General features: G+C 38.6%; 21 protein-coding genes. 20 read left to right on the top strand and 1 reads right to left on the bottom strand.

Annotated features, from left to right (window positions below):
- Window positions 1–19: 19 nt before the first annotated feature.
- From ACR2MV_RS02580 to ACR2MV_RS02525, 12 genes are all read left to right on the top strand, one after another.
- Window positions 20–472 carry a hypothetical protein gene (locus ACR2MV_RS02580; protein WP_434020331.1) on the top strand — a complete coding sequence of 151 codons (453 nt, stop codon included), beginning with the start codon at window positions 20–22 and terminating at the stop codon, window positions 470–472.
- Window positions 473–590: 118 nt separating this feature from the next.
- The gene (locus tag ACR2MV_RS02575; protein ID WP_434020330.1) at window positions 591–1,322 is read left to right on the top strand and encodes an NAD(P)-dependent oxidoreductase; all 732 of its coding nucleotides are present in this window, start codon (window positions 591–593) and stop codon (window positions 1,320–1,322) included.
- 84 nt (window positions 1,323–1,406) lie between these two features.
- Window positions 1,407–2,327, top strand: coding sequence for a hypothetical protein (locus ACR2MV_RS02570; RefSeq protein ID WP_434020329.1), 921 nt, complete (start codon window positions 1,407–1,409; stop codon window positions 2,325–2,327).
- Between the two features lie 94 nt (window positions 2,328–2,421).
- Complete coding sequence (locus tag ACR2MV_RS02565; RefSeq protein ID WP_434020328.1) at window positions 2,422–2,784, top strand: DUF2200 domain-containing protein; 363 nt, start codon at window positions 2,422–2,424, stop codon at window positions 2,782–2,784.
- Between the two features lie 67 nt (window positions 2,785–2,851).
- The gene (locus tag ACR2MV_RS02560; protein WP_434020327.1) at window positions 2,852–3,685 is read left to right on the top strand and encodes an alpha/beta hydrolase; all 834 of its coding nucleotides are present in this window, start codon (window positions 2,852–2,854) and stop codon (window positions 3,683–3,685) included.
- Window positions 3,686–3,703: 18 nt separating this feature from the next.
- Window positions 3,704–4,597 (top strand): carboxypeptidase-like regulatory domain-containing protein, encoded by an 894-nt coding sequence (locus ACR2MV_RS02555; protein WP_434020326.1) that lies wholly within the window; start codon window positions 3,704–3,706, stop codon window positions 4,595–4,597.
- Between the two features lie 66 nt (window positions 4,598–4,663).
- The gene (locus ACR2MV_RS02550; RefSeq protein ID WP_434020325.1) at window positions 4,664–5,377 is read left to right on the top strand and encodes an ATP-binding protein; all 714 of its coding nucleotides are present in this window, start codon (window positions 4,664–4,666) and stop codon (window positions 5,375–5,377) included.
- 183 nt (window positions 5,378–5,560) lie between these two features.
- Complete coding sequence (locus tag ACR2MV_RS02545) at window positions 5,561–8,278, top strand: phosphoenolpyruvate carboxylase (protein WP_434020324.1); 2,718 nt, start codon at window positions 5,561–5,563, stop codon at window positions 8,276–8,278.
- A gap of 83 nt (window positions 8,279–8,361) precedes the next feature.
- On the top strand, window positions 8,362–8,805 hold the full coding sequence (locus ACR2MV_RS02540) for a GNAT family N-acetyltransferase (RefSeq protein WP_434020323.1): 444 nt from the start codon (window positions 8,362–8,364) through the stop codon (window positions 8,803–8,805).
- A gap of 4 nt (window positions 8,806–8,809) precedes the next feature.
- Window positions 8,810–9,679, top strand: a complete 870-nt coding sequence (locus tag ACR2MV_RS02535) for an alpha/beta fold hydrolase (RefSeq protein WP_434020322.1) — start codon at window positions 8,810–8,812, stop codon at window positions 9,677–9,679.
- Between the two features lie 75 nt (window positions 9,680–9,754).
- The gene (locus ACR2MV_RS02530) at window positions 9,755–10,504 is read left to right on the top strand and encodes a DUF1349 domain-containing protein (RefSeq protein ID WP_434020321.1); all 750 of its coding nucleotides are present in this window, start codon (window positions 9,755–9,757) and stop codon (window positions 10,502–10,504) included.
- Between the two features lie 57 nt (window positions 10,505–10,561).
- Complete coding sequence (locus tag ACR2MV_RS02525) at window positions 10,562–10,858, top strand: hypothetical protein (protein WP_434020320.1); 297 nt, start codon at window positions 10,562–10,564, stop codon at window positions 10,856–10,858.
- Between the two features lie 30 nt (window positions 10,859–10,888).
- Here the strand turns inward: ACR2MV_RS02525 and ACR2MV_RS02520 are convergent, their stop codons facing one another.
- Window positions 10,889–11,977, bottom strand: a complete 1,089-nt coding sequence (locus ACR2MV_RS02520) for a bile acid:sodium symporter family protein (RefSeq protein ID WP_434020319.1) — start codon at window positions 11,975–11,977, stop codon at window positions 10,889–10,891.
- A gap of 245 nt (window positions 11,978–12,222) precedes the next feature.
- Here ACR2MV_RS02520 and ACR2MV_RS02515 point away from each other — a divergent pair, with 245 nt between their 5' ends.
- The 8 genes from ACR2MV_RS02515 (at window position 12,223) to ACR2MV_RS02480 (ending at window position 21,453) form a co-directional block, all read left to right on the top strand.
- Window positions 12,223–13,284: a T9SS type A sorting domain-containing protein gene (locus tag ACR2MV_RS02515; protein WP_434020318.1), complete on the top strand. Its 1,062-nt coding sequence runs from the start codon at window positions 12,223–12,225 to the stop codon at window positions 13,282–13,284.
- Window positions 13,285–13,508: 224 nt separating this feature from the next.
- Window positions 13,509–14,222: a peroxiredoxin gene (locus ACR2MV_RS02510; RefSeq protein ID WP_434020317.1), complete on the top strand. Its 714-nt coding sequence runs from the start codon at window positions 13,509–13,511 to the stop codon at window positions 14,220–14,222.
- 214 nt (window positions 14,223–14,436) lie between these two features.
- Window positions 14,437–16,155 carry a purine-cytosine permease family protein gene (locus tag ACR2MV_RS02505; RefSeq protein WP_434020316.1) on the top strand — a complete coding sequence of 573 codons (1,719 nt, stop codon included), beginning with the start codon at window positions 14,437–14,439 and terminating at the stop codon, window positions 16,153–16,155.
- 1 nt (window position 16,156) lies between these two features.
- On the top strand, window positions 16,157–17,647 hold the full coding sequence (locus tag ACR2MV_RS02500; RefSeq protein WP_434020315.1) for a mannitol dehydrogenase family protein: 1,491 nt from the start codon (window positions 16,157–16,159) through the stop codon (window positions 17,645–17,647).
- A gap of 25 nt (window positions 17,648–17,672) precedes the next feature.
- On the top strand, window positions 17,673–18,467 hold the full coding sequence (locus tag ACR2MV_RS02495; protein ID WP_434020314.1) for an SdiA-regulated domain-containing protein: 795 nt from the start codon (window positions 17,673–17,675) through the stop codon (window positions 18,465–18,467).
- A 138-nt stretch (window positions 18,468–18,605) separates the two neighbouring features.
- Window positions 18,606–19,778, top strand: coding sequence for a DUF3179 domain-containing (seleno)protein (locus ACR2MV_RS02490; RefSeq protein ID WP_434020313.1), 1,173 nt, complete (start codon window positions 18,606–18,608; stop codon window positions 19,776–19,778).
- A gap of 129 nt (window positions 19,779–19,907) precedes the next feature.
- Complete coding sequence (locus ACR2MV_RS02485; protein WP_434020312.1) at window positions 19,908–20,255, top strand: VOC family protein; 348 nt, start codon at window positions 19,908–19,910, stop codon at window positions 20,253–20,255.
- A gap of 70 nt (window positions 20,256–20,325) precedes the next feature.
- Entirely contained in the window at window positions 20,326–21,453 is a 1,128-nt protein-coding gene (locus ACR2MV_RS02480) for a Gfo/Idh/MocA family protein (protein ID WP_434020311.1), read from the top strand.
- Window position 21,454 lies beyond the last annotated feature (1 nt).

Raw genomic sequence — 21,454 nt, 5'->3', positions numbered from 1 at the left:
ATTAAGAAAAACAATAATTATGACACTAACAGAAGCACGAAATTATTTTGAAAATTTAATTTCAGAAAATCCGAAAAAAGCAAAACTGAAGATCTACAAAGTTTATACGCATATTATCTCTGAACTTGAAAAAAGAGAATTTTCGACAGATCAATTAGAACTGATCACTACAGAACTTGAAAAAATCGTTAAAGAAGCCGGGCAGAATGACAGAAACCGTTCCCTTAAAAAAAGACAGGAGTCTTTTAAAGCATTTTTAAACGATAAATTTTCTCTCACCCTAAAGGACCATTATACAAATAAAGGAATAGCATTAGGAATGACTTTTGGAATGGTATTCGGGATCATATTTTTACGTGATATGGAAAGATCTTTAGGGCTGGCGATGGGGCTCTCTTTCGGAATGATGATTGGCTATGGTGTAGGAAAGTACCTGGATCAAAAAGCCAGCAAAGAATCAAAAGTGATCTAAGAAGTTCCTATGAAAATGAGGTGTAACATAGATCGGTTTGGGTCGTCTCATAAGAAGTAAACTCAATTGTTACCTTCTAAATGGTAAGAATTTAAATAGGACGCTTTAAACAGAATTGATGAAAATAGTGGTTGTAGGTGCCAGTGGTGCTACCGGAATGAAATTGGTCGAAGAATTACTCGAGTTAAAGCACGAAGTACATATTGTAGTTCGTTCGATTGAAAAGTTGCCTGAGTCGTGGAAAAATAATGCAGCAATATCATTGCGGGAGGCTAACTTGTTAGATCTTGACAATGAATCCCTTATGGATCTTGTTAGAAACTGTGATGCTGTAGCCTCCTGTTTAGGTCATAATCTTAACTTTAAAGGCATTTATGGAGCACCAAGAAAATTGGTGACTGAGGCCACGAGTCGATTATGTAAAGCTATAGAAGCTTTACAAGCTGAAAAAAAGGTAAAATTCGTCCTGATGAATACGACTGGCAATCGGAATCCCAGTGCAGGTGAACAAATTTCATTGGGTCAACAATTGGTAATTGGTCTCTTACGCCTGCTATTGCCACCTCATGTTGATAATGAACAGGCTGCTGCGTATTTGTTGAATGAAATAGGAGCGGCGTCTCCATCTGTAGAATGGGTTGTCGTAAGACCTGACAATTTGATAGATGAGGAAGAGGTGTCTTCCTATGATACCTATGCGTCTCCAATCCGAAGCGCTATTTTTGATCCGGGTAAAACCAGTCGGATTAATGTAGCCCATTTTATGTCCCAATTAATTGATAATACTGATTTATGGCAGCAATGGAAAGGACAAATGCCTGTGATATATAATTCATCAGGCAATAGTTGAGTGAAATGATCTTTAATTGGCAGGTTCAGGTAACTTCTTTGTCTTAATGACGTCTCATTTTAGAACAAGACCCCAGATTTAATTATGAATAATAAGTATTTGTTTCGATGCCTGCTGTTTTTATTCACGGCGCTACCTGCTAATGCGCAAGTAACGACTGTTTTAAATGATGTGAGATTTTACGAATCGGTGGATGAAACGAAGCATAAAGTGGATGCTATTGCCGAAAGCACACAATTGTTTTCATTTTCTTCGCCTAATTTCCCTATAGCGGCGCAACTTGAGACACATTTGGTTGCAAAGCAGGTCATTGTTGGAAGCGATACGCTGGATAAGGTTGTTTTTACATTTGCTGATAATCGCTTAACATATATTCAAGCCGAGGGTGAGGTGATCAATGGCTTAGGAAATAAAACCAAATCAGAACAACAGACCTATATGCACTATCAAATCTATGCATCAGATTTGTTGTTTATTGACCTTGACAAAGATATGGCCTGGCTTCTGACTGAAGAGGCAACGCATCCTAATTTGTTTACCTGGAACAATCCATATTTATCTGCATCGGAAAACAAGCAAGTGGTCTATAATCCCTCTGTCAAACTTCCTGAAATTGTGAAAATGGGCCGCAGTGTGGAAGAATTATTGCCTTTGATTCAAGAGCAAGGTTCTCTGGTTCAGGTGGAAAAATTAAAAGAAACTCCAAGCTATTCGCAAACACAGGTGAATGGATTTGGAATCGAGTATGCCGGTTTTCCTAGGAAGTTTGAATTTCGATTTGAGAACGGAAAATTACAGAAGGTGTGGATTTTAACGGGAAAGGAGGAGGAGAAAAGGCTCTATCAGGATTTAATCCAAGAATTTGGCGGCGCCATTTTTAGGAATGAAGATTGGGATGTTTTTAAAGATTGGACCGTCCTTCTCAGAAAGGACAAACCTGAGATACTGTTATTATCTGATGAACTTGCGCAGCGATTTAAGAGGAGGTATGTTGATGAAGAATAAATTACATAGAATTCAATTGATTTATACGATCTGACTTTTTGAATATGGTCAGCATCAATTATCTTAGCAACTCTAAACTGATTAATTAAAAAATATGAGTACGAGCCCTGAACACGACGAAAGGATTGCAAAAATGACATTTGCATCTGTTTATCCACATTATGTGACGAGAATTGAAAAGAATGGAAGAACAAAGGATGAATTGCATGAGGTCATCGAATGGCTTACTGGTTTTAACGCTGATGACATACAAAACTGGATCGATAAGAAGGCTACTTTTAAGGAACTTTTTGAGGCGGCAGAGATCAATGAAAATGCGGCATTGATCAAAGGCGTGATCTGTGGGTATCGTATCGAAGAAATTGAAACTCCCTTAACCAAAGAAGTGAGGTATCTGGATAAGTTGATAGATGAATTAGCCAAAGGTAGAAAAATGGAAAAAATTCTTCGTTCTTAAAGTTAAATTGATAGGGGAAGTATTAGTACATTATTTTTCCAAATAAAAACGATAAAGACTAATTGTTATGAAATATCTAAAGAGGGGAATAGTAGTATGTTGTGTTGTGTTATTGACACTAGCATCTCTAACTGCTCAGACAACACCAATTGCGTCAAATGCCTTTGAATTTATGATTCATTCAAAAGTGCTCAATGAGGACCGCAGTTGTCTTATTCAATTGCCCGAGAATTATTATGCATCTGAAAATGATGAGGCATATCCAGTTTTAATATTATTGGATGGGGCTGTATTTTTTAAGACAACCGCTGGAGTGGTTCACTTTATGAGTTCCGCTCGGAATCGAAATTATTTCATGCCGGAAACCATCATTGTGGCGATAGAGAATGTTGATCGTGAACGCGATTTTACTGTGACGAAGATTAAGACCAAACGAAAGAATACCATGGGAGGTGGTTGGAGTTTTTTAGAATTTATTGAAAAGGAATTGGTTCCATATGTAGATGAAAATTACAGAACCATTGATGAAAGAACGCTGGTAGGTCATTCGTTGGGAGGCCTGCTTGCCGTCAATGCCTATATCGATGAAAACAGTATTTTTAATAGTTTTCTGGCCATTGATCCAAGTATTTGGTGGGATGAGCAAATGATGAATGATAAGGTCGCTGCTGTTACACCTGCATCATTTCGAAAGAAATTATATATCGCATCAGCGAATCGCGGAGAAGGGAATAATGGCAAAAATAAAGGGCGACATGATACCTTCTATGCCTTGTTAAATCGAAAGTCGGTAGAACCGCTACAGGCTGAGATTGACTATTTTGAAAGTGAGGATCACAGATCTGTTCCCTTGGTAGCCTTGTATGAAGGATTACGCTTTTTAAACAATGATGCGAATTAATAATACTTCTTATATCTTATGAATCCCCCAATCAAAAATCTAAAAAAGATCTGCCTGTATGTGCTCGTTAGTCTGTCTATGTTATTGTATGTAGATGCGAAGGGGCAGGAAACAATTCTTACGGGTACTGTCATTGATGCAGAAACACTTGAAATACTTCCCTATGTCAATATCGGCATAAAGAAAAAAGGGATCGGAACTGTGTCGGATGTTAAGGGTAAATTTAAATTAAAATTGGATCCTTCTCAGTATCAAAATGACACTCTCATATTTTCTCACATTGGTTTTGAGACTCAGAAAGTGCCTTTGAAAGAATTTGATGGACTGGTGGAAATAAGAATGAGATCTGTGATCAATGATCTGCAGGAAGTTGTAGTCTTGGGAAAGGCACCTAAAGAAAAGAAAATAGGGAGACATTCCAAGGGCCTTGGATTGACCCATGCTAATTTTTATACCTACTATGAGAAGGGGGTAGATGACAGGTTAAGTAAAGAAAAAGGCATGAAATTCAGAATTAAAAAGAATTGCTTTCTCAAAAGTCTGAATTTTAATGTTTCTTCCAATGAATTTGAATCCTTGAAATTCCGAATCAATTTTTACAAACTTGAAGATGGTATTCCAACCGAATTAATTGTGAAAAAAAATATCATTTTTGAAATTAACAATGCCTTCTTAGGATGGTTTAGTGTGGATTTGCAGCCCTATGAGATATATCTGGAAAAAGAGTTGGAAGATGTAGTGGTCAGTATACAATGGGTCGAAAGTGTGAAGCTGAATGAAAAAAGTAAGTATTTTTCCTTGTCTACAGCAACATCAGCTACAGAGAAGGCTTACTCCAGAGATAAGGCCATGGATTCATGGACCTCCCATGGCCAAAGTATGAGTTTTTACCTTGATGCTTTGTGCAATTGATACGTGAATTAACAATGGAAGCAGAAAAAATTAATCGAATCGTTTTTAAAGAGAATTAATTGACTAATGGAAAAGTTAAAAACCTATTTTAATTGGAGTTCGGGAAAAGATGCTGCTTTGGCCTTGTATCATTTGAAAAAGAACCATGCGTATCAAATTGATGGGTTGCTTACCACAATCAATGGATATCACAACAGGGTTAGCATGCATGGTCTAAGAAGGGAACTACTCGAAAGGCAAGTGCAAGAGCTTGAACTGCCTTTGCGTATCATTGAACTTCCCGAAGAACCAAGCATGGAGGTGTACAATCAAGCCATGGAGCAAACGGTGAAACTGTTAAACGTGGAAGGGTATTCACATGCTGCTTTTGGAGATATATTTCTGGAAGATCTGCGTGCATATCGTGAAGAGCAATTGAAAAAGTATGATATCAGCTGTTGCTTTCCCTTGTGGAAAAGAAATACAAAAGAACTTATTGCAGAGTTTTTGAGTCTTGGGTTTAAAGCGGTTGTTATTTGTGTGAAAGACGAATTCCTGGATGCTTCTTTTGCTGGTCGTGAACTTGATGCTGACTTTGTCAAGGATTTACCATCTACTGTTGATCCCTGTGGAGAGTATGGGGAATTTCATACTTTTTGCTATGACGGTCCCATATTTAATAACCCTGTTGACTTTTCAATTGGGGAAAAGGTATTTAGATCGTATAAAAATCCGGATAAGGAGGCTGATATTAAGGCAACAGAAATGGGTTTTTGGTTCTGTGATCTTATCCCAAAATAAATGATAGCTCTTGAATTTCTGACTGGCACTGCAAAGTTTTGATTATATTTGCACCTTTGAAAAATTCATTCAGAAAGAAGAAGAAATTTGAATTAAAATACTCATAAACAGATTTTTATGACGTTTTTATTTCAATGATATAATAAAATAAAAATAACACAGAAACAACTAATAGTATCACTAATGGAGAAGAAAACACTTGAGCAGGAGGGGCTTAAAAAGATAAGAACAGATTTTGCCTATTTGATTGCCACCTTCAAGGAAATGCTTGAATCCTTAGGAGAAGCCGATTTAGCAGCAATGATTCCTTTGGATCATGATGATTCACCAATTCCTAATGGCAAAGTTTCAGATGAAAAGCTGGCACAGGCCATTGGTATCTCATTTGAGCTGTTGAATGCAGTTGAAGAGAATGCAGCGACCCAGTTCAGGAGAAAAACGGAAACCAGATTGGGCTTGGAAACGACCAGAGGCTCTTGGGCAGAAACCTTGAATTTATGGAAATCATCCGGGGTATCAGAACAAGAAATGCTGAACCTGTTTCCAAAAATCAAAGTGGTACCTGTATTAACAGCTCACCCGACCGAGGCAAAACGGCTTACAGTCTTAGATATTCACAGGGAACTGTATATGTTGTTGGTCAAAAACGAAAACCCCTTATGGTCGACTTCTGAAAAAGCAGCGATTCGGCAAGAGATAAAAAGTTTGTTAGAGCGTTGGTGGCGAACTGGAGAAATCTATCTCGAGAAACCGAGCTTGGCGGATGAACGCAGCAATGTGATGCATTATTTTGTGAATGTGTTTCCAGAAGCGCTGCGATTGACAGATCAGCGATTGCTCAATGCATGGAAGGATGCAGGTTTCGATGCCAAGAAACTTGATCAACCCCATACATATCCAAACATAGAATTTGGAAGCTGGGTTGGTGGTGACAGAGATGGGCATCCTTTTGTGACTCCTGAGTTTACAGGAGAAACCTTAGAATTACATCGCAAGGCTGCCTTAAAGATCTTAAGAAAGGAGCTGGTTCAATTGGCACAGAAACTGAGTTTTTCTATGTATCAGAATGAATTTTCATCTGTGTTTTTAAAGAATATCGAAGAAATAGCAGCTGATTTGGGAGAAGCTGGTAAATGGGCATTGGAGCGCAACCCTTCTGAACCCGTTCGTCAATTTATCAACCTTATGATCGTCAGACTTGATAATACCCTGAAGGCCAAAGGCGCATTGGATGCAAAACAGCATTTCCAGAGGCCTGATGATTTCGCCAATGAATTGAGCAAGCTGCGAGGAGTACTGGATGAATTAGAGGCTGGTGAAATTGCCAGAGAGTATTTGTTTCCACTGGAGAGAGAACTCAGTAGTTTCGGGTTTCATTTGGCTAAGCTGGATATCAGACAGAACAGTGAATACCATGAAAAAGCCATCAGTCAGATATTAAAAGCTTCTGGTTTTCAAGACGCTGATTATGCGAGTTGGTCAGAAGCAAAAAGACTTTCTTTTATCAACGAGGAATTAAAAAGTAAACGCCCTTTTTTAGTGGCGAATTCTACCTGTGGAACAGAGGCTGACAACGTACTGGGTTATTTTAATGAAGTAAAAAAGTACGTCGATAAATATGGTGAGGACGGACTGGGTTCAATTATTGTCAGTATGACAAGAAGTTTAAGTGACTTGCTGGTTGTATTCTTGTTTTTACGTGAAGTGGGACTTCAGGAATCAAGCCTTCCGGTAGTACCTCTTTTAGAAACCATTGATGATCTGCATGCAGGTCCGGAAATATTGACCTCATTTTTAGAACACCCGGTGGTTAAGGCAAAAATAAAAGATAAAGATTCTTTTGTTCAAGGTGTGATGCTCGGTTATAGTGACAGTAATAAAGATGGAGGTATCTGGACAAGCAGGTGGACAATTTACAAGGCAGAAGAAGCACTAACCAAGGTGGGAGATGACCTAGGGATTCAACTTCGATTCTTCCATGGAAGAGGTGGAACTATTAGCAGGGGTGGTGGAAAAATTCATCGATTTTTGGAAAGTATGCCTGCAGGATCTTTGAGCGGTCATATCAAAATGACTGTACAAGGTGAAACCATCGCGAATCAGTTTGCTAACAGGTTAAATGCCTGCTATAATTTAGAGATGATGATTTCGGGAACTGCCCGACAAGCAATGATACCGGTTCAAAAAGATAATGATCAAAAAATAATTGGTATCATGGACCGGCTTGTACATATGTCTCGAGTGCAATACAGGCAACTTCTGGACCATCCTAAATTTATAGAATTCTATAGTCAGGCGACGCCAATAGATGTTTTAGAACATAGTAAAATTGGATCCAGACCAGCAAGAAGAACAGGGCAACGATCCTTAAATGATTTACGTTCTATTCCTTGGGTATTCAGTTGGAATCAATCGAGGTTTAATTTGACAGGTTGGTTTGGAACTGGCACGGCCTTGGGTAAATTTAAGGAAGAATTCCCTGAAGATTTTGAATATATGAAGGGGGTTGCACAGGACTGGCCATTTTTAAAATTTGGTTTGATTCAGATAGAAACAAACCTTCTGAATTCGGACACCGGTATCATGAAAGAATTTGCAGATTTGGTAATTGACCCTGCTGTAAAAAATGAATTGATGGCACTTATTTTGGGAGACTATACGATGTGTTTGGAACAAATTGAAGATCTGATGGGAACCTCGGTAGAAGACAGAAGGTTGTCTAGATTGGAGAATAATAAGCTGAGAAGAGAAGCCTTGGCAACCCTTCACGAGCTCCAAATAAAAACACTCACAAATTGGCGAATGAATGTAGAAAGTGATTCCGAAGAGGAACATCAGTTGCTTTTAATGTTACTGTTATTGGTAAACGCTTTGTCCGGTGGTTTAAAAGGAACGGGATAGTGTAGAGGAAACCAGGATTACCATTAGTCGATACATAGGAAAATAAACAAGGTGGAGAATCTGTTTTAAGACTTAAAAGAAAAATGAATTATAGAAAAGTAGCAATCAAGGATCTGAACGAATTGTCTGGTTTGTTTGATCAGTATAGGGTGTTTTATAGAAAGAAAACTGACATCGCAGGTGCCAAGGCTTTTTTAGCCGAAAGACTAACCGCACAGGATTCTGAAATTTTTGTTGCTGATACAGACAATGGTCTGGCTGGTTTTGTTCAGTTATATCCCTTGTTTTCGTCCACACGAATGAAAAAATTATGGCTGTTGAATGATCTTTTTGTCAGTCCTGCATACAGAAGCCAAGGGGTCTCCATCGGACTCATTGAACAGGCAAAAAAGCTTGTAAGAGAAAGTGCTGCCTGTGGCATGTTTTTAGAAACTGAAAAATCAAATTTAGTAGGTAACAATTTGTATCCGAAGACGGGCTTTAGCTTAAATGAAGGATCGAACTTTTATGAATGGAACCATGACTAAATTAATGCAGAGGTCGTTATTTAAATCAATAGAAGGAAAGAAAGAGGTTTTGAATCTTTATGATGAAAAATTAAAGGCCCTCAACCTTGAGGTTACGAGCATATCTGTAAATACTTCTTTTGGTGAAACGAATATTTTAATAAGCGGAGCAGAAAATGCTCCTCCCATTATTGTGGTGCACGGATCGAATGGATGCGCACCGATTGCCCTTGAAACATATCATAAGTTGCCTTCAAAATTTAGAGTCTATGCCGTTGATGTCCTCGCACAACCGAACAAAAGTGCAGAGGTCAGACTGAGTATGAAGGATGCATCCTATGGCAAGTGGATGAATGAAATCATGCAGTCTTTGGATGTATCAAATGTAACTTTAGCTGGCTTTTCCTTTGGAGGACTGGTTATCTTAAAGACCCTTGAATATGATGAAAGCAGGGTTAAAGAGGTGTTTTTATCTGCACCTGCCTATATTGTAAACGGGAATCCATTGAAGGCTTTGTTCAAGATTTTTATACCTATGAAGAGGTTTATCAAAACAAAGAATACCAGGTATATAGAAAAGTTTCTGGCGCAGCTGTTTACGGATCGTGATGAATTCGCTTTAAGATTTCTGTCAAGCGTGTTTTTGAATTTTACCATGGATTTTAGCCCGGTACCTCTGATAAAAAAAGAACGAGCACAACTGATTAAAACACCAATCTCTATTTTTGCTGCCAAGCATGACCTTATTTTTCCCGGAGAGAAAATGATAAAAAGAGCCAGAACTATATTTCCTTCCTTAAAGGAAGCTGAATTATTACTGAATTCCAAGCATGTGCAAAACAGTGAGGACAATCAGTATATTGAGGATAAAATACTGGCGACTCTTAAGCAGTAAGCATTTATTCTGCCGAAGGATGGAGCTTTTTCAGGACTTTTTTTTACATTAGATAGCTCATTTAAAGTCCACTTCATGGTATTAATTGAATTCGTAAAAAGGACCTTTTTGGTTGTGATAATCTGTTCGGTTTTCTTTGGTCAAGCTGCCTGCAATGAAAATGTCAAACCTGCAGAAAAGAAAAAGGTTGTTGATAATGAATCTTTTGAAGGCAATGATTTTCAAGAGTTTACAAAAGAAGATTTGCATGGTTTTGTATGGATGCATGAACCGGCTTCTTTCAATATACAAGACAATGTCCTGCAGATAGAGGTAGGGGCTAAAACAGATTTTTTCAATGATCCCGGTACAGGAGCTATTACAGGAACAGCTCCTTTTTTATATAAAGAACAAAGCGGTGATTTTGTTGCTACAGCATTGGTAAAGCCGGATTTCAAAGACATGTGGAATGCGGTATCTATCATGATTTATTTGAATGAAAAGAATTGGATAAAATTTGCCTTTGAAAATTCAGATGCTACCGGGAAAGGAATTGTTACGGTGGTCACCAGGGATGTATCTGACGATGCCAATGGTGTTATTTTGACCAATGAAGACATGATCTGGCTTAAAATTGCAAGAAAAGACAATTTGTATGCCATGCATTGGTCAACAGATGGAGTTGATTATAAAATGGCTCGTTTAGCGGCCATGGCACCTGTTGATACTGTTAAAGTGGGCATAGAAGCTCAGTGTCCTGCAGGAGAAGAGGCCCTGCATGAAGTATTGTATTTTTCTCTTGAGAAAGAAAGCGTTGCAGATCTTAGAAAACTACAAAGTAATTAGATTTTTGTAACTTTAAATCATATCCATACATTAGTTTAACCACTTAACTATACTAAAATGAATATTGTAGAAAATAATAAACGAGGGATTTTTATCGTCTGTTCTTTTGGTTTGTTGTTGATGATACCTGTGTTAGCCATGCAACTTACAGATGAGGTAAACTGGACTATTGGTGATTTTATAGTTGCCGGGTTACTACTTATGAGTACTGGTTTTTTTCTTGAAATTATTTTAAGAAAGGTTAAAAATAAAAAGCAACGCATCCTTTTGGGCTTTGTTCTGTTCTTAGCGCTTGTGCTCTTGTGGGCAGAACTGGCAGTTGGAATTTTTGACTCTCCTCTGAGCGGCAGTTGATTTGGAACTGCTGTTGTAATGCCAAGAGTTTTAATTTCCTTTTTCGGATTTGATGCTTTTTTCCCGCCACCAGGTGGCCAGGGATGAGCCTGAGATATTCATCCAGGGACCAAAAATGGCAGGAGCCAGGCCAACGGTAGCGACTTTGCCCATTTCCAGGGCAATCCCTGATGCGAGCCCTCCATTTTGCATACCCACTTCAAGTGCAATCGTTCTACAGTCCTGCTCTGGCAATCTAAAAAGTCGGCAGGCCCAATACCCAAGCAGGTACCCAAGAGAATTATGAATGATGGCTGCAGCTACCAAGGCCAGACCGATGGCAAGGATGCTGTCTCTTCCTGCTGCCGTAATAATGGTAATGATAAAGGCGATTCCTGCCATGGATACTAATGGCATGGATTTATCGAGCCATTTGGCCTTGCCATGGAAGAAATGATTGAAAATCAATCCCGCAATAATTGGAAGAATTACAATTTTTGTAATACTCCATACCATGGCCCAGAAATCAATGGGTACAAATTCACCCGCAAGCAGTTCCATCAATAATGGAGTCATCAATGGGGCGAGTAAGGTTGCGCAGGCAGTTAAGGTGACCGACAAAGCTAAATTTGCTTTGGCGATATACGACATCACGTTGGATGCAAGTCCGCTGGGAGAGGCACCCACCAAAATAATCCCCGCAGCAATTTCCGGAGGAAAACCAAATGCATAGGCTATTGAAGTTCCAACAAGTGGCATAATAGTAAACTGGCAAACAATGCCGATACCTACTGCTTTGGGCATTTTAATGACACCAACAAAATCTTTTAAATGCATGGCTGTTCCCATGCCAAACATAATGAGCTGCAGCAATGGAACAATGAGGTCTTTTAGTTCAAACGTCCCCCATTGGATAAACAAGACAGGATAAAAAAGAGAAGCCGCTACTGAAGCCAGTATCAAAACTGTAAAACTGAAGCCTTTGAAAAAAGCATGGCCACGAATACCAATGGCCAAAAAGACCAAGGTCAGAATTATCAGTGGGCCTGTTAAGAATTCATAACCAATTATAAAATTCAGCAGTGTTGTCAGCGCCAAAAAGCCGGTGATGTACAAAAGATAAGAATAGATGAGCTTCAAGCTATAAAAGGATTGGTTATTGTAGTATGCAAAATATAAAAAAATATCAGCATAAAAACATCAATGGAATAAGTTCTTTTGCGATGGATTGATACCTAGCCTTAGAAAGGATTGTGAAATTAAAATGAAAAGAATATGAATGGAATCTTCGTCATATCTAAGTATTTAAATTTCGTTTATTCGAAATAGTGGGTATGATAAAAATTTGACTATATTTGGTTGACCAAACTGGTAAACCAATTTATATGAAGAGCTTAATTAGTGTATGTTTTATGTTATCTGTTCTGGCAGTTCTAGGGCAAACCCATCTTGATGCGGATGGACCTGGAGAAACCTATGAGTTGATCAGCAATGTTTTGGCGCCGGGACATAATCCGGTAGAAGTTCCTGATTGCAGTCATGCAGACTTTGATCGACATATAGATGAGTTGTTTGATGAGGAACTAGGTAGCCATGTTTTTAGATTTTTTATGCACGTGAGTCCGGACAATGATCGTTGTAAGAATTTTGATCGTCAGCGAAATGAAATCAAGACCTATGATAAATCACCAGATGAGCTGCTAGGAGTGGCGGGTGAAACTGTATTGTATCAATGGAAATTTAAACTAGACGAAGATTTTCAGGCCTCACCAAACTTTTCTCATATTCATCAGCTTAAATCTGTGGGAGGGTCTTTGGAAAGCATGCCTATGTATACATTAACAGCAAGGAAAGGCAGCCCAGATCAACTTGAGCTTCGATATGCAGAAACAGACAAACAGATCACACTTCTGAAAACTGATTTAACGCCGTTTAAAGGGGCATGGGTAGAAGTTTCAGAGACCATTGCTTACGGAGTATCAGGAAGCTATGAAATTGAGATACGTCGGATTAGCGACGATCAATTATTATTGAACTATTCTAATGGCGCCATTGTCAATTGGCGTCCTGAGGCTGAATTTGTGAGACCGAAGTGGGGGCTTTACAGGAGTCTGATTAATGCTCAGGACCTGCGAGATGAAGAAGTGCTGTTTGCAAATTTTCTCATTGAAGAATTAGTGACCTTATCCGTATTTAATAGTGATGCTGACTATAAGGGAGTCAAGATTTTTCCGAACCCCGCTGCGGGCGTTTTGCAAATAAAAAATGTACCGGACGAGGCGGAGATTTTAAAAATATTCAGCATGGACGGAACCATGGTACTCCATCGAAGCATAGGGTTTGAAAACGATCTGGATCTCGATGTGTCATCCCTTTCAAAAGGGACCTACTATGTATATATTTCCGGGAGCAATGTCAATCAAGCAAAACTGATTTTTATACTTTAGATCTCTATCTATTTTATGATCAACAGGATTGAGTTTCGAACTATTGTCAGTGAAAATGGATCAGAATCTATGGAATAAAACAATGACCTTTATGTTTCGGTGCATACACTTTATCAGGTAGTTAGTTCGCTCAGCCGTTAGGAAAACTTCATGTGACCTGAGTCACACTGCAAAAGAAGATTTTAAAATAACTTAGTGCATATGATAATTTAAAAACGAGCACCATGGAAGAAAACACATTAGATACCGTGATAAGTATGCCTAGAATTGGTGATGCAGCACCTGAATTTACAGCAGTAACGACACAGGGAACTATAAATTTCCCTGAAGATTATGCAGGAAATTGGGTGATTCTATTTAGCCATCCGGCAGATTTTACACCAGTTTGTACGTCTGAATTTATGACCTTCGCTACGATGGAAGATAAGTTTGCCAAAGCAAATTGTAAACTGGTTGGTTTGTCAATTGACGGTTTATACAGTCATATCGCCTGGTTGAGAAATATCAAGGAAAAAATTGAATACAAAGGCATGAAAGACGTCGAGGTTAATTTTCCTTTGATCGAGGACATTAAAATGACAGTAGCGAAAAAGTATGGAATGATTCAACCCAATGAAGATTCAACCAAAGCGGTACGGGCTGTTTTCTTTATTGATCCTGCAGGAATTATAAGAGCCATTATTTACTACCCTCTTAGCCTGGGTAGAAATTTTGATGAATTATATCGTGTTATTATTGCCTTGCAGGCTGCGGATAAATTTGAGGTTGCTACCCCTGCAGATTGGAATCCAGGAGACGATGTGATTATCGGTCCTGCTGGATCCTGTGGAACAGCAAAAGATAGAATGGAAGATAGTGACATTGACTGTAAAGACTGGTTTTTCTGCACTAAAAAGCTTGATAAAGAGGCTGTATTCGATGCAGTGCTGAACAATTAAGAAATCGCTACAATGAAGCATCGTTTAGGAACAGCGGGTATGTGAGATGAAAATTTCGCAGCCCGCCTTTTTTTTGAAAATTATGGATCAATGACGGTTTCTAACGATGTACTTCGTTCATTTTCAATCTTCAGATCACTATTTATCTATATTTCGAATATTTGTTATCTTAGATCAATTTTCAATCCCATCCAATTTAACAATCGCCCATCATATGAAATCAAGCCAAAATCATCTAGAGTTCGAACAATTAGATGAGGAACAACTTCCGATACCAAAGAACAAACTTCATGATTGGACTCATTTTGCGGGCCTGTATGCTGCTGAGCATGTTGCGGCAACAGAATTTGTGATCGGAGCAACTTTTGTTGCCTTAGGTGCCAAAACCATGGACATTTTATTGGGTTTGTTAATTGGCAATATTTTAGCAGTACTTAGTTGGACCCTCATTACGTCTCCTATAGCTGTCGAAACAAGACTCAGTCTGTATACCTATCTGAATAAAATTGCCGGAGATTCAATGACCAAACTCTATAATTGGGCAAATGTTGTTATCTTCTCTGTTATTTCAGCGGCTATGGTTACTGTTTCTGCGACTGCCGTCAGATTTGCTTTTGATATTCCTGCCCAATTGAACTGGTACCCAACAAACCTATGGTTTATTCTGATTGTATTGGCTGTTGGCCTCGTAGTAGTTTCAATTGCTATTTATGGGTTTAATGCGGTTACAGAGTTTTCAGGGATTTGTGCTCCCTGGTTATTTGTAATGTTCAGCAGCGGAGCTATGGTACTTTTACCTGCTTTGTCAATAGATGTCTTGGGAAAAACAATACCAGCAGGATGGGATGACTTCATCAGATTGGGAGATCAATCAATTTGGACAGGTATGGATAGTAATGGAGATCCTGGAATTGGATTGATAGAAGTTATTGGTTTTGCCTGGGCGGCCAATACAATTACTCATTTTGGTTTAATTGATATGGCGTTACTTCGTTTTGCTAAAAAGAAAATTTATGGGCTGGCTACAAGCACAGGAATGATGTTTGGACACTATGTGGCTTGGATCGCAGCCGGTATTATGGGTGCAGGAGCCGCTGTAATTCTCGGGAAATCCATAGTTGAACTGGATCCGGGAGATGTGGCATATTACGCCCTTGGCTGGTCGGGTTTTGTCATCGTAATTGTAGCCGGTTGGACCACAGCAGTAGCTAATTTATACAGGGCAGGATTAGCGGCACAAGCGATTTTTTACAGACATTCAAGAAGAAGTACAACACTGGTTGTAGGTTTGATTACAATAATTATCGCCTGTTTCCCCTTTGTTTTTTCACAGATATTACCTCTTTTGACCTATGCAGGATTAATTGTTGTTCCAGTGGGAGCGATTGTATTTACCGAGCATCAGATCTTTCCTAAAATCGGCTATACACGATATTGGTCAACGTATAAACAACTTTCTTTTAGTACCCCGGCAATTGCTTCATGGGCCCTCGGCTTGTTATTTGGTTTTGGATTGAACGCATTGGATGTGATGTCATTCTTTTATCTTTTTATCCCAACGTGGATTTTCACTATTTTAATGTATACCTTATTGGCCGGCTTTTATGGTGCAAAAAAAAGCTACCCAGAAGCAGAAAGAAACCAGGACTTATACGATCAGCGGATTGAAGCGTTTCAAGAAGAAAAAGCGAACGCTGTCCCTGTGTCAATTAAGGATAAATCCTTACTGTCAAAAACCTTAAGGACCCTATCAATTATTACACTTTTGATCACCCTTGCACTTGCGATTATGGTGCTTTTTGGAAGCTCTAATGAAGGCGAATATCAGGTGAACAGAGCAATTTTTTACCGAATCTCTTTTGTTTGTACGCTGATTTACTTTAGTACTTCTTATTGGGCTCTGAAACGAGGGAAACAAAAAAAATCGAAGTAAAATGGATAAAAATGTTGAAATCAACACCAAGAATTTAGCTCAAATAAATCAAATAATTCCAGGGCCCTCCTATGACAGAGAAAAGCTACCTAGGGGAATCGTTCATATAGGAGTTGGAGGCTTTCATCGCGCTCACCAGGCCTATTATGTGAACCAATTAAATGAAAAGCATTCAGAGAGCAAATGGCGTATAATAGGGGTAGGACTGCGGCAAGCTGATGTCAAAATCGGTCAGGTGATGCAGGAGCAGAATGGGTTGTATACCTTACTTATTAAACATCCTGACGGAAAGATTCAACCTCAGATAATTGGTTCTATTATAGATTTTAAGCTTTCACTGGATCAGTCAAAAGAAATCATAGATGCGATGGCGGCACTTTCGACAGAAATTGTTTCGCTAACCATTACTGAAGGTGGATATAATTTTGATCCGTCTACCGGAAACTTTGATTTTGAGAATGAAGCAATTCAGTATGAGCTAGAGCATCCTGATGATCCTAAGACAGTATACGGATATTTAACAGCAGCATTGAATAAAAGACGTTTGGCTCAGATTCCTGCATTTACAGTGATTTCATGTGATAATATTCAACACAATGGTGACCTGGCTCGAAACATGCTTTTGGCGTTTGCCAAAAAACAAAATGCTGTTTTGGCAACCTGGATAGAAAAAGAAGTGCGGTTCCCAAATAGTATGGTGGACAGAATTACGCCTGTTACTTCGCAAACGGATATAGATTATTTAGCGGCAAATTACGGTATAAAAGATGCATGGCCTGTGACCTGTGAACCTTTTATTCAATGGGTTGTTGAGGATCGTTTTTCTATGGGTAGACCAAGCTTAGAGAAAGTGGGTGTGCAATTTGTGAAGGATGTTAAACCTTATGAGAAAATGAAATTAAGATTGCTCAATGCTGGTCATTCTGTTTTAGGGATTTTAGGTGCGATTCACGGTCATCAAACCATTAATGCCTGCATGGATGATAAAACTTTTGTCTTGTTCCTAAAGTCTTTTTTGGATACAGAGGCCAGTGCAGTTCTGGGCGAATTAAAAGGAATTAATCTTTCAGATTATAAGAACAGTTTACTTGAGCGTTTTTCTAATCCTAATATCAAGGATAGTGTAAGTCGAATTTGCTCTGAGAGCTCAGCCAAACTGCCAAAGTTTTTGATAGCAACCCTGCAGGAAAACTTGCAGCAAGGAGGAGGTATTCAACTCGCCACTTTAGTAGTGGCAGCTTGGTGCTATTATAGCGATAAGGGAATAGATGAAAAGGGGCAAGAAATAGAGGTTATCGATGCGTTGAAAAAAGAGTTGCACCTAGCGGCTTCTGATACTGAAAAAGATGTCTTTAGTTTTATACGTCAAAAATCTATTTTTGGGAAACTTCATGAAAACGAAAAATTTAGATCTGTGTATCAGGAGTTAATTAAAAGGATCTACGAGGAACAAAATATCAGGGAGATAATGCAAGGCATGATTTCGAGTTAATTTGTATTATTTAAAAAACTGATTTATGAGAGAATTCATCTTTTTCATTTGTGTATGTGTCGGTTTTATCGCCTGTAAAGGCCAGGATTTTCACTATAATTTGGAATCTCCTGATCAGCAGTTAAAACTCAATAAAAAACTAAATGAAGTATCTGGTTTGGTGAGTATTTCAGATAGTTCCATTGCTGCCGTGCAAGATGAAAAGGCTGTCATTTATTTTCTCAATCCAGCGTCAGGTGAGATCATGGATTCCTTTGATTTTGGGAAAGATGCCGACTTTGAGGGACTGACATTTTATGAGAATCGGTTTTATGCACTTAGAAGTGATGGGAGTATTTACAGTGTCAGTGAAACACATGAGAAGCAAAAATTCAAATTTAAGAAGGAGGGTGATTTTGAATTTGAAGGAATTTGTCTGGATAAAGAAAACAAGCGCTTGTTGGTAGCTTGCAAAGCCCACGCGAAGAAATCGAAACGAGATTATATCTATATATATACCTTTTCATTGGACAAGCATGCATTTGATGAAAAACCTTTATTTAAAATAAAACAAGACCGGGTCCATAGAAAATTTAAGCCTTCTGCGATAGGAGTTGATCCTGATGGGTTCATTTATGTGCTCAGTTCATTTTCAAAAACGCTGTTGGTTTTGTCAGATAGCGGCAATATCCTTCAAAATATTCAACTGACCAAATCTCTTTTTCCACAGGCTGAAGGTCTGACTTTTAATGATCAGGGAGATCTTTTTATCTCGAATGAGAAAAGTGAAAAGCCTGCAAATGTCTTGGTTTTCAAAAGGAAGAAAAGTAACTCAGATTGAAATTTCTGTTTCTGGTAAATTATTAAAATTAAGTTTAATTTGTATATTTGATAGTCTTGATTCTTAGGTGTCAGATTGAAAGGATTCTTAAGGAACTGTTACCTTTATATTTTCATTAGATAAACTAAATCCAAAACTATGAAACAAAGCATTTCACAATCCAAATACCTTGTCTACGCTCTTTTTATTGCAGCCTTTTTGACAGCTCTCATTGGTGTATTAATCATGACGGATATAGGCCAGATTGTTGGGGTTGAGAAAAAATGGGTGGTATGGTATTTTAAGAACAGTGTAACCATTCAACTACTATCTCTGGTCTTTATTATTGCAGGGATTGTACTGGCAAATAAACACAAATTTCAGACCAAAAAGTGGGCCGTTCTTTTAGGCGTTGCCTGGTTGTTGTGCATCGGAATGTCTAAATATTTAACCCCTTATTTTTTGTTTAGAAGTCAACAGTATAAGTCAGAATATATTTCTATCTCTGAGTCTGAGAAAAGGCAGTATTTATCGGGTGATGATCGGGTGTTGGTTGTAAATCACAATGGGGTGCAAAAAGCTTATCCGCCGGAATTTATCTGGCAAGCACATATTTTTGACGGAGATTTTGGAGATGATAATGTTGTTTTGGCCTATTGTGTAATGACAAACCTGGCAACGCCTTATGTAAACAACAAGGATGGAGAGGGCTATGATTTCAAAGTGTTGGCTCAGACAAACAATAACCTCTTGATCTGGGATACGAATAGTGATGAAATCATACAGCAAATTACTCAGGAATGCGAGTTTTCAAAGCAGAAACTGGAGCCTATTCCGGTACTTGAAATGACCTTTAGAGGGTATAAAAAATTATTTCCGAAAGGAGAAGTGCTCTATAATGTCTGGGACTCACCGATTGAGAAAGTCGTAAGTATGTTATTCGATACAGAAGAGACTTGGCATGGAGAAGAATGGATGTTTAAAACGTCTAACTTTGATGACACCAGATTGCCTTCGAAGGAAAATATTATTGGTATCAGAGATGATGTGAATCATGAGCAAATAGCCTTTACCAAGGAATTTATTAAGAAACAGGGTATTTATAATTTCGAGGTAGGAGATAAAAAACTTGTCATGGTTTACTTTCCTGAATATGAAACAATCGCCTGTTATAACCGGGAAAAGGATGGACAGGTGTTCGATGTGTCGGCTATTAAAATTGATGGAAACACCGAATACGGGACTTTGCAACAGGAGTATATTTATAACAGTGTTTTATGGGCTGTTTGGGCTTATTATTATCCTGAATCTCAGGTGGTAAATGGCGTATAAGCTAATGGATTTCTCCTATGGTCTTTTTTTGCAGTCTGTATGAATAGCCAGCACTGATTAAATGGCTAGGATATTCTTGATTCATGTCTTTTTTGAAGCAAAGACCTTTTCTTATATAATTTAATCATCATGAAATTGATCAATAATTATATTAATTATGTTGAATTAAAGGCGAATGATTTACATAAAATCAAATCCTTTTATTCAGGCGTATTTAACTGGAAATTCACAGATTACGGACCGGACTACACAGCATTTTCTGAAAGTGGCATTGCAGGTGGTTTTGAGAAAACTGCGACTCCAGTGGTTAAGGGTGCATTGATTGTGCTATATCATGAAGATTTAAACCTGATTCAACATAAAATTATTGGATCTGGTGGTAGGATTACGAAAGAGATTTTTTCCTTTCCCGGTGGCCAAAGATTTCATTTTGAGGATCCTTCTGGTAACGAATTAGCAATATGGTCCGAGAATTAGAAATGCCAGTTTTTAAGAGGTGTCAACGAGATGCCAGCATCAAATACAATAAAAATATAATCGTACTAACATGAAAAGTGTATCAAGAAGGTCATTTGTAAAGAATGCAGGTCTGGGGATTGGAACTGTGGCAATGAGTCCGGCGTTTTTCTCTTTAGAAGAGATGTTCTCTTCCATGAATGGCAGGTATCAAGGTGAAAAATTGAATGTGGCTCTTTGTGGATTAGGTCGCTATGCCAATATACTGGCAAAGGGTTTGCAGGCATCTGAATTTTGTCAACTAACAGGAATCATTACTGGCTCCCCGGAAAAAGAAGTGAGTTGGAAAGAAAAATATGGCATACCGTCAAAGAATATTTATAACTATGAGAACTTTGATGAAATAAGGGATAATAAAGATATTGATCTGGTTTATGTGGTCCTGCCCAATGGTATGCATAAGGAGTTTACCATAAGAGCGGCAACGGCATCCAAACATGTGATCGTTGAAAAGCCCATGGCAAATACAGCTGAGGAATGTCGTGAAATGATTGCGGCATGCAAGGACGCCGGAGTGCAGCTTGCCTTGGGGTATCGTTTGCATTATGAGCCTAATCATCTTGAGATTATGAGGTTAGGGCAGGAGAAGGTATTTGGTCAGGTTCGCCTGATTGAAGCTTCTCTTGGTTTTAATATGACTGGCATTGATCCCGGTGACTGGCATCTGAATAAGAAATTGTCCGGAGGAGGTCCGTTAATGAATCTGGGCGTATATTGTATTCAAAGCAATCGGTATGTTTTGGGTGAAGAACCGGTCTCAGTTACAGCGCAATTCCTACCTAAAATTCGACCAGATTTATTTGTAGAGGTTGAAGAAGGTATCACCTGGCAATTGAATTTCCCGAATGGTGCAGTAGGTACGTCAACAACAACGTCAACAAGCAGTGTTGATCGATTTTATGCGGCCGCGGATCATGGATTTTTTGAAATGAGCCCTGCCATAAGCTATGGTCCTTTTATCGGCAGATCGAGTTCAGGACCCTTTGATTTCCCTGTGATCAACCAACAGGCAGCACAACTGGATGGTATAGGGAAATACATACTTGAGAATAAAAAACTTCCCATTCATATAGCGGGAGAAGAAGGGTTGAAAGATATGATCGTTATCGAAGCGATTTACAAGGCCGCTGAAACAGGTAGAAAAATAGTGATCAAATAGC

It is taken from the genome of Lutimonas sp., from assembly GCF_051011215.1.
In the GTDB taxonomy this organism is placed as follows: domain Bacteria; phylum Bacteroidota; class Bacteroidia; order Flavobacteriales; family Flavobacteriaceae; genus Lutimonas.
This window is presented reverse-complemented; position numbering and strand designations above follow the sequence as displayed.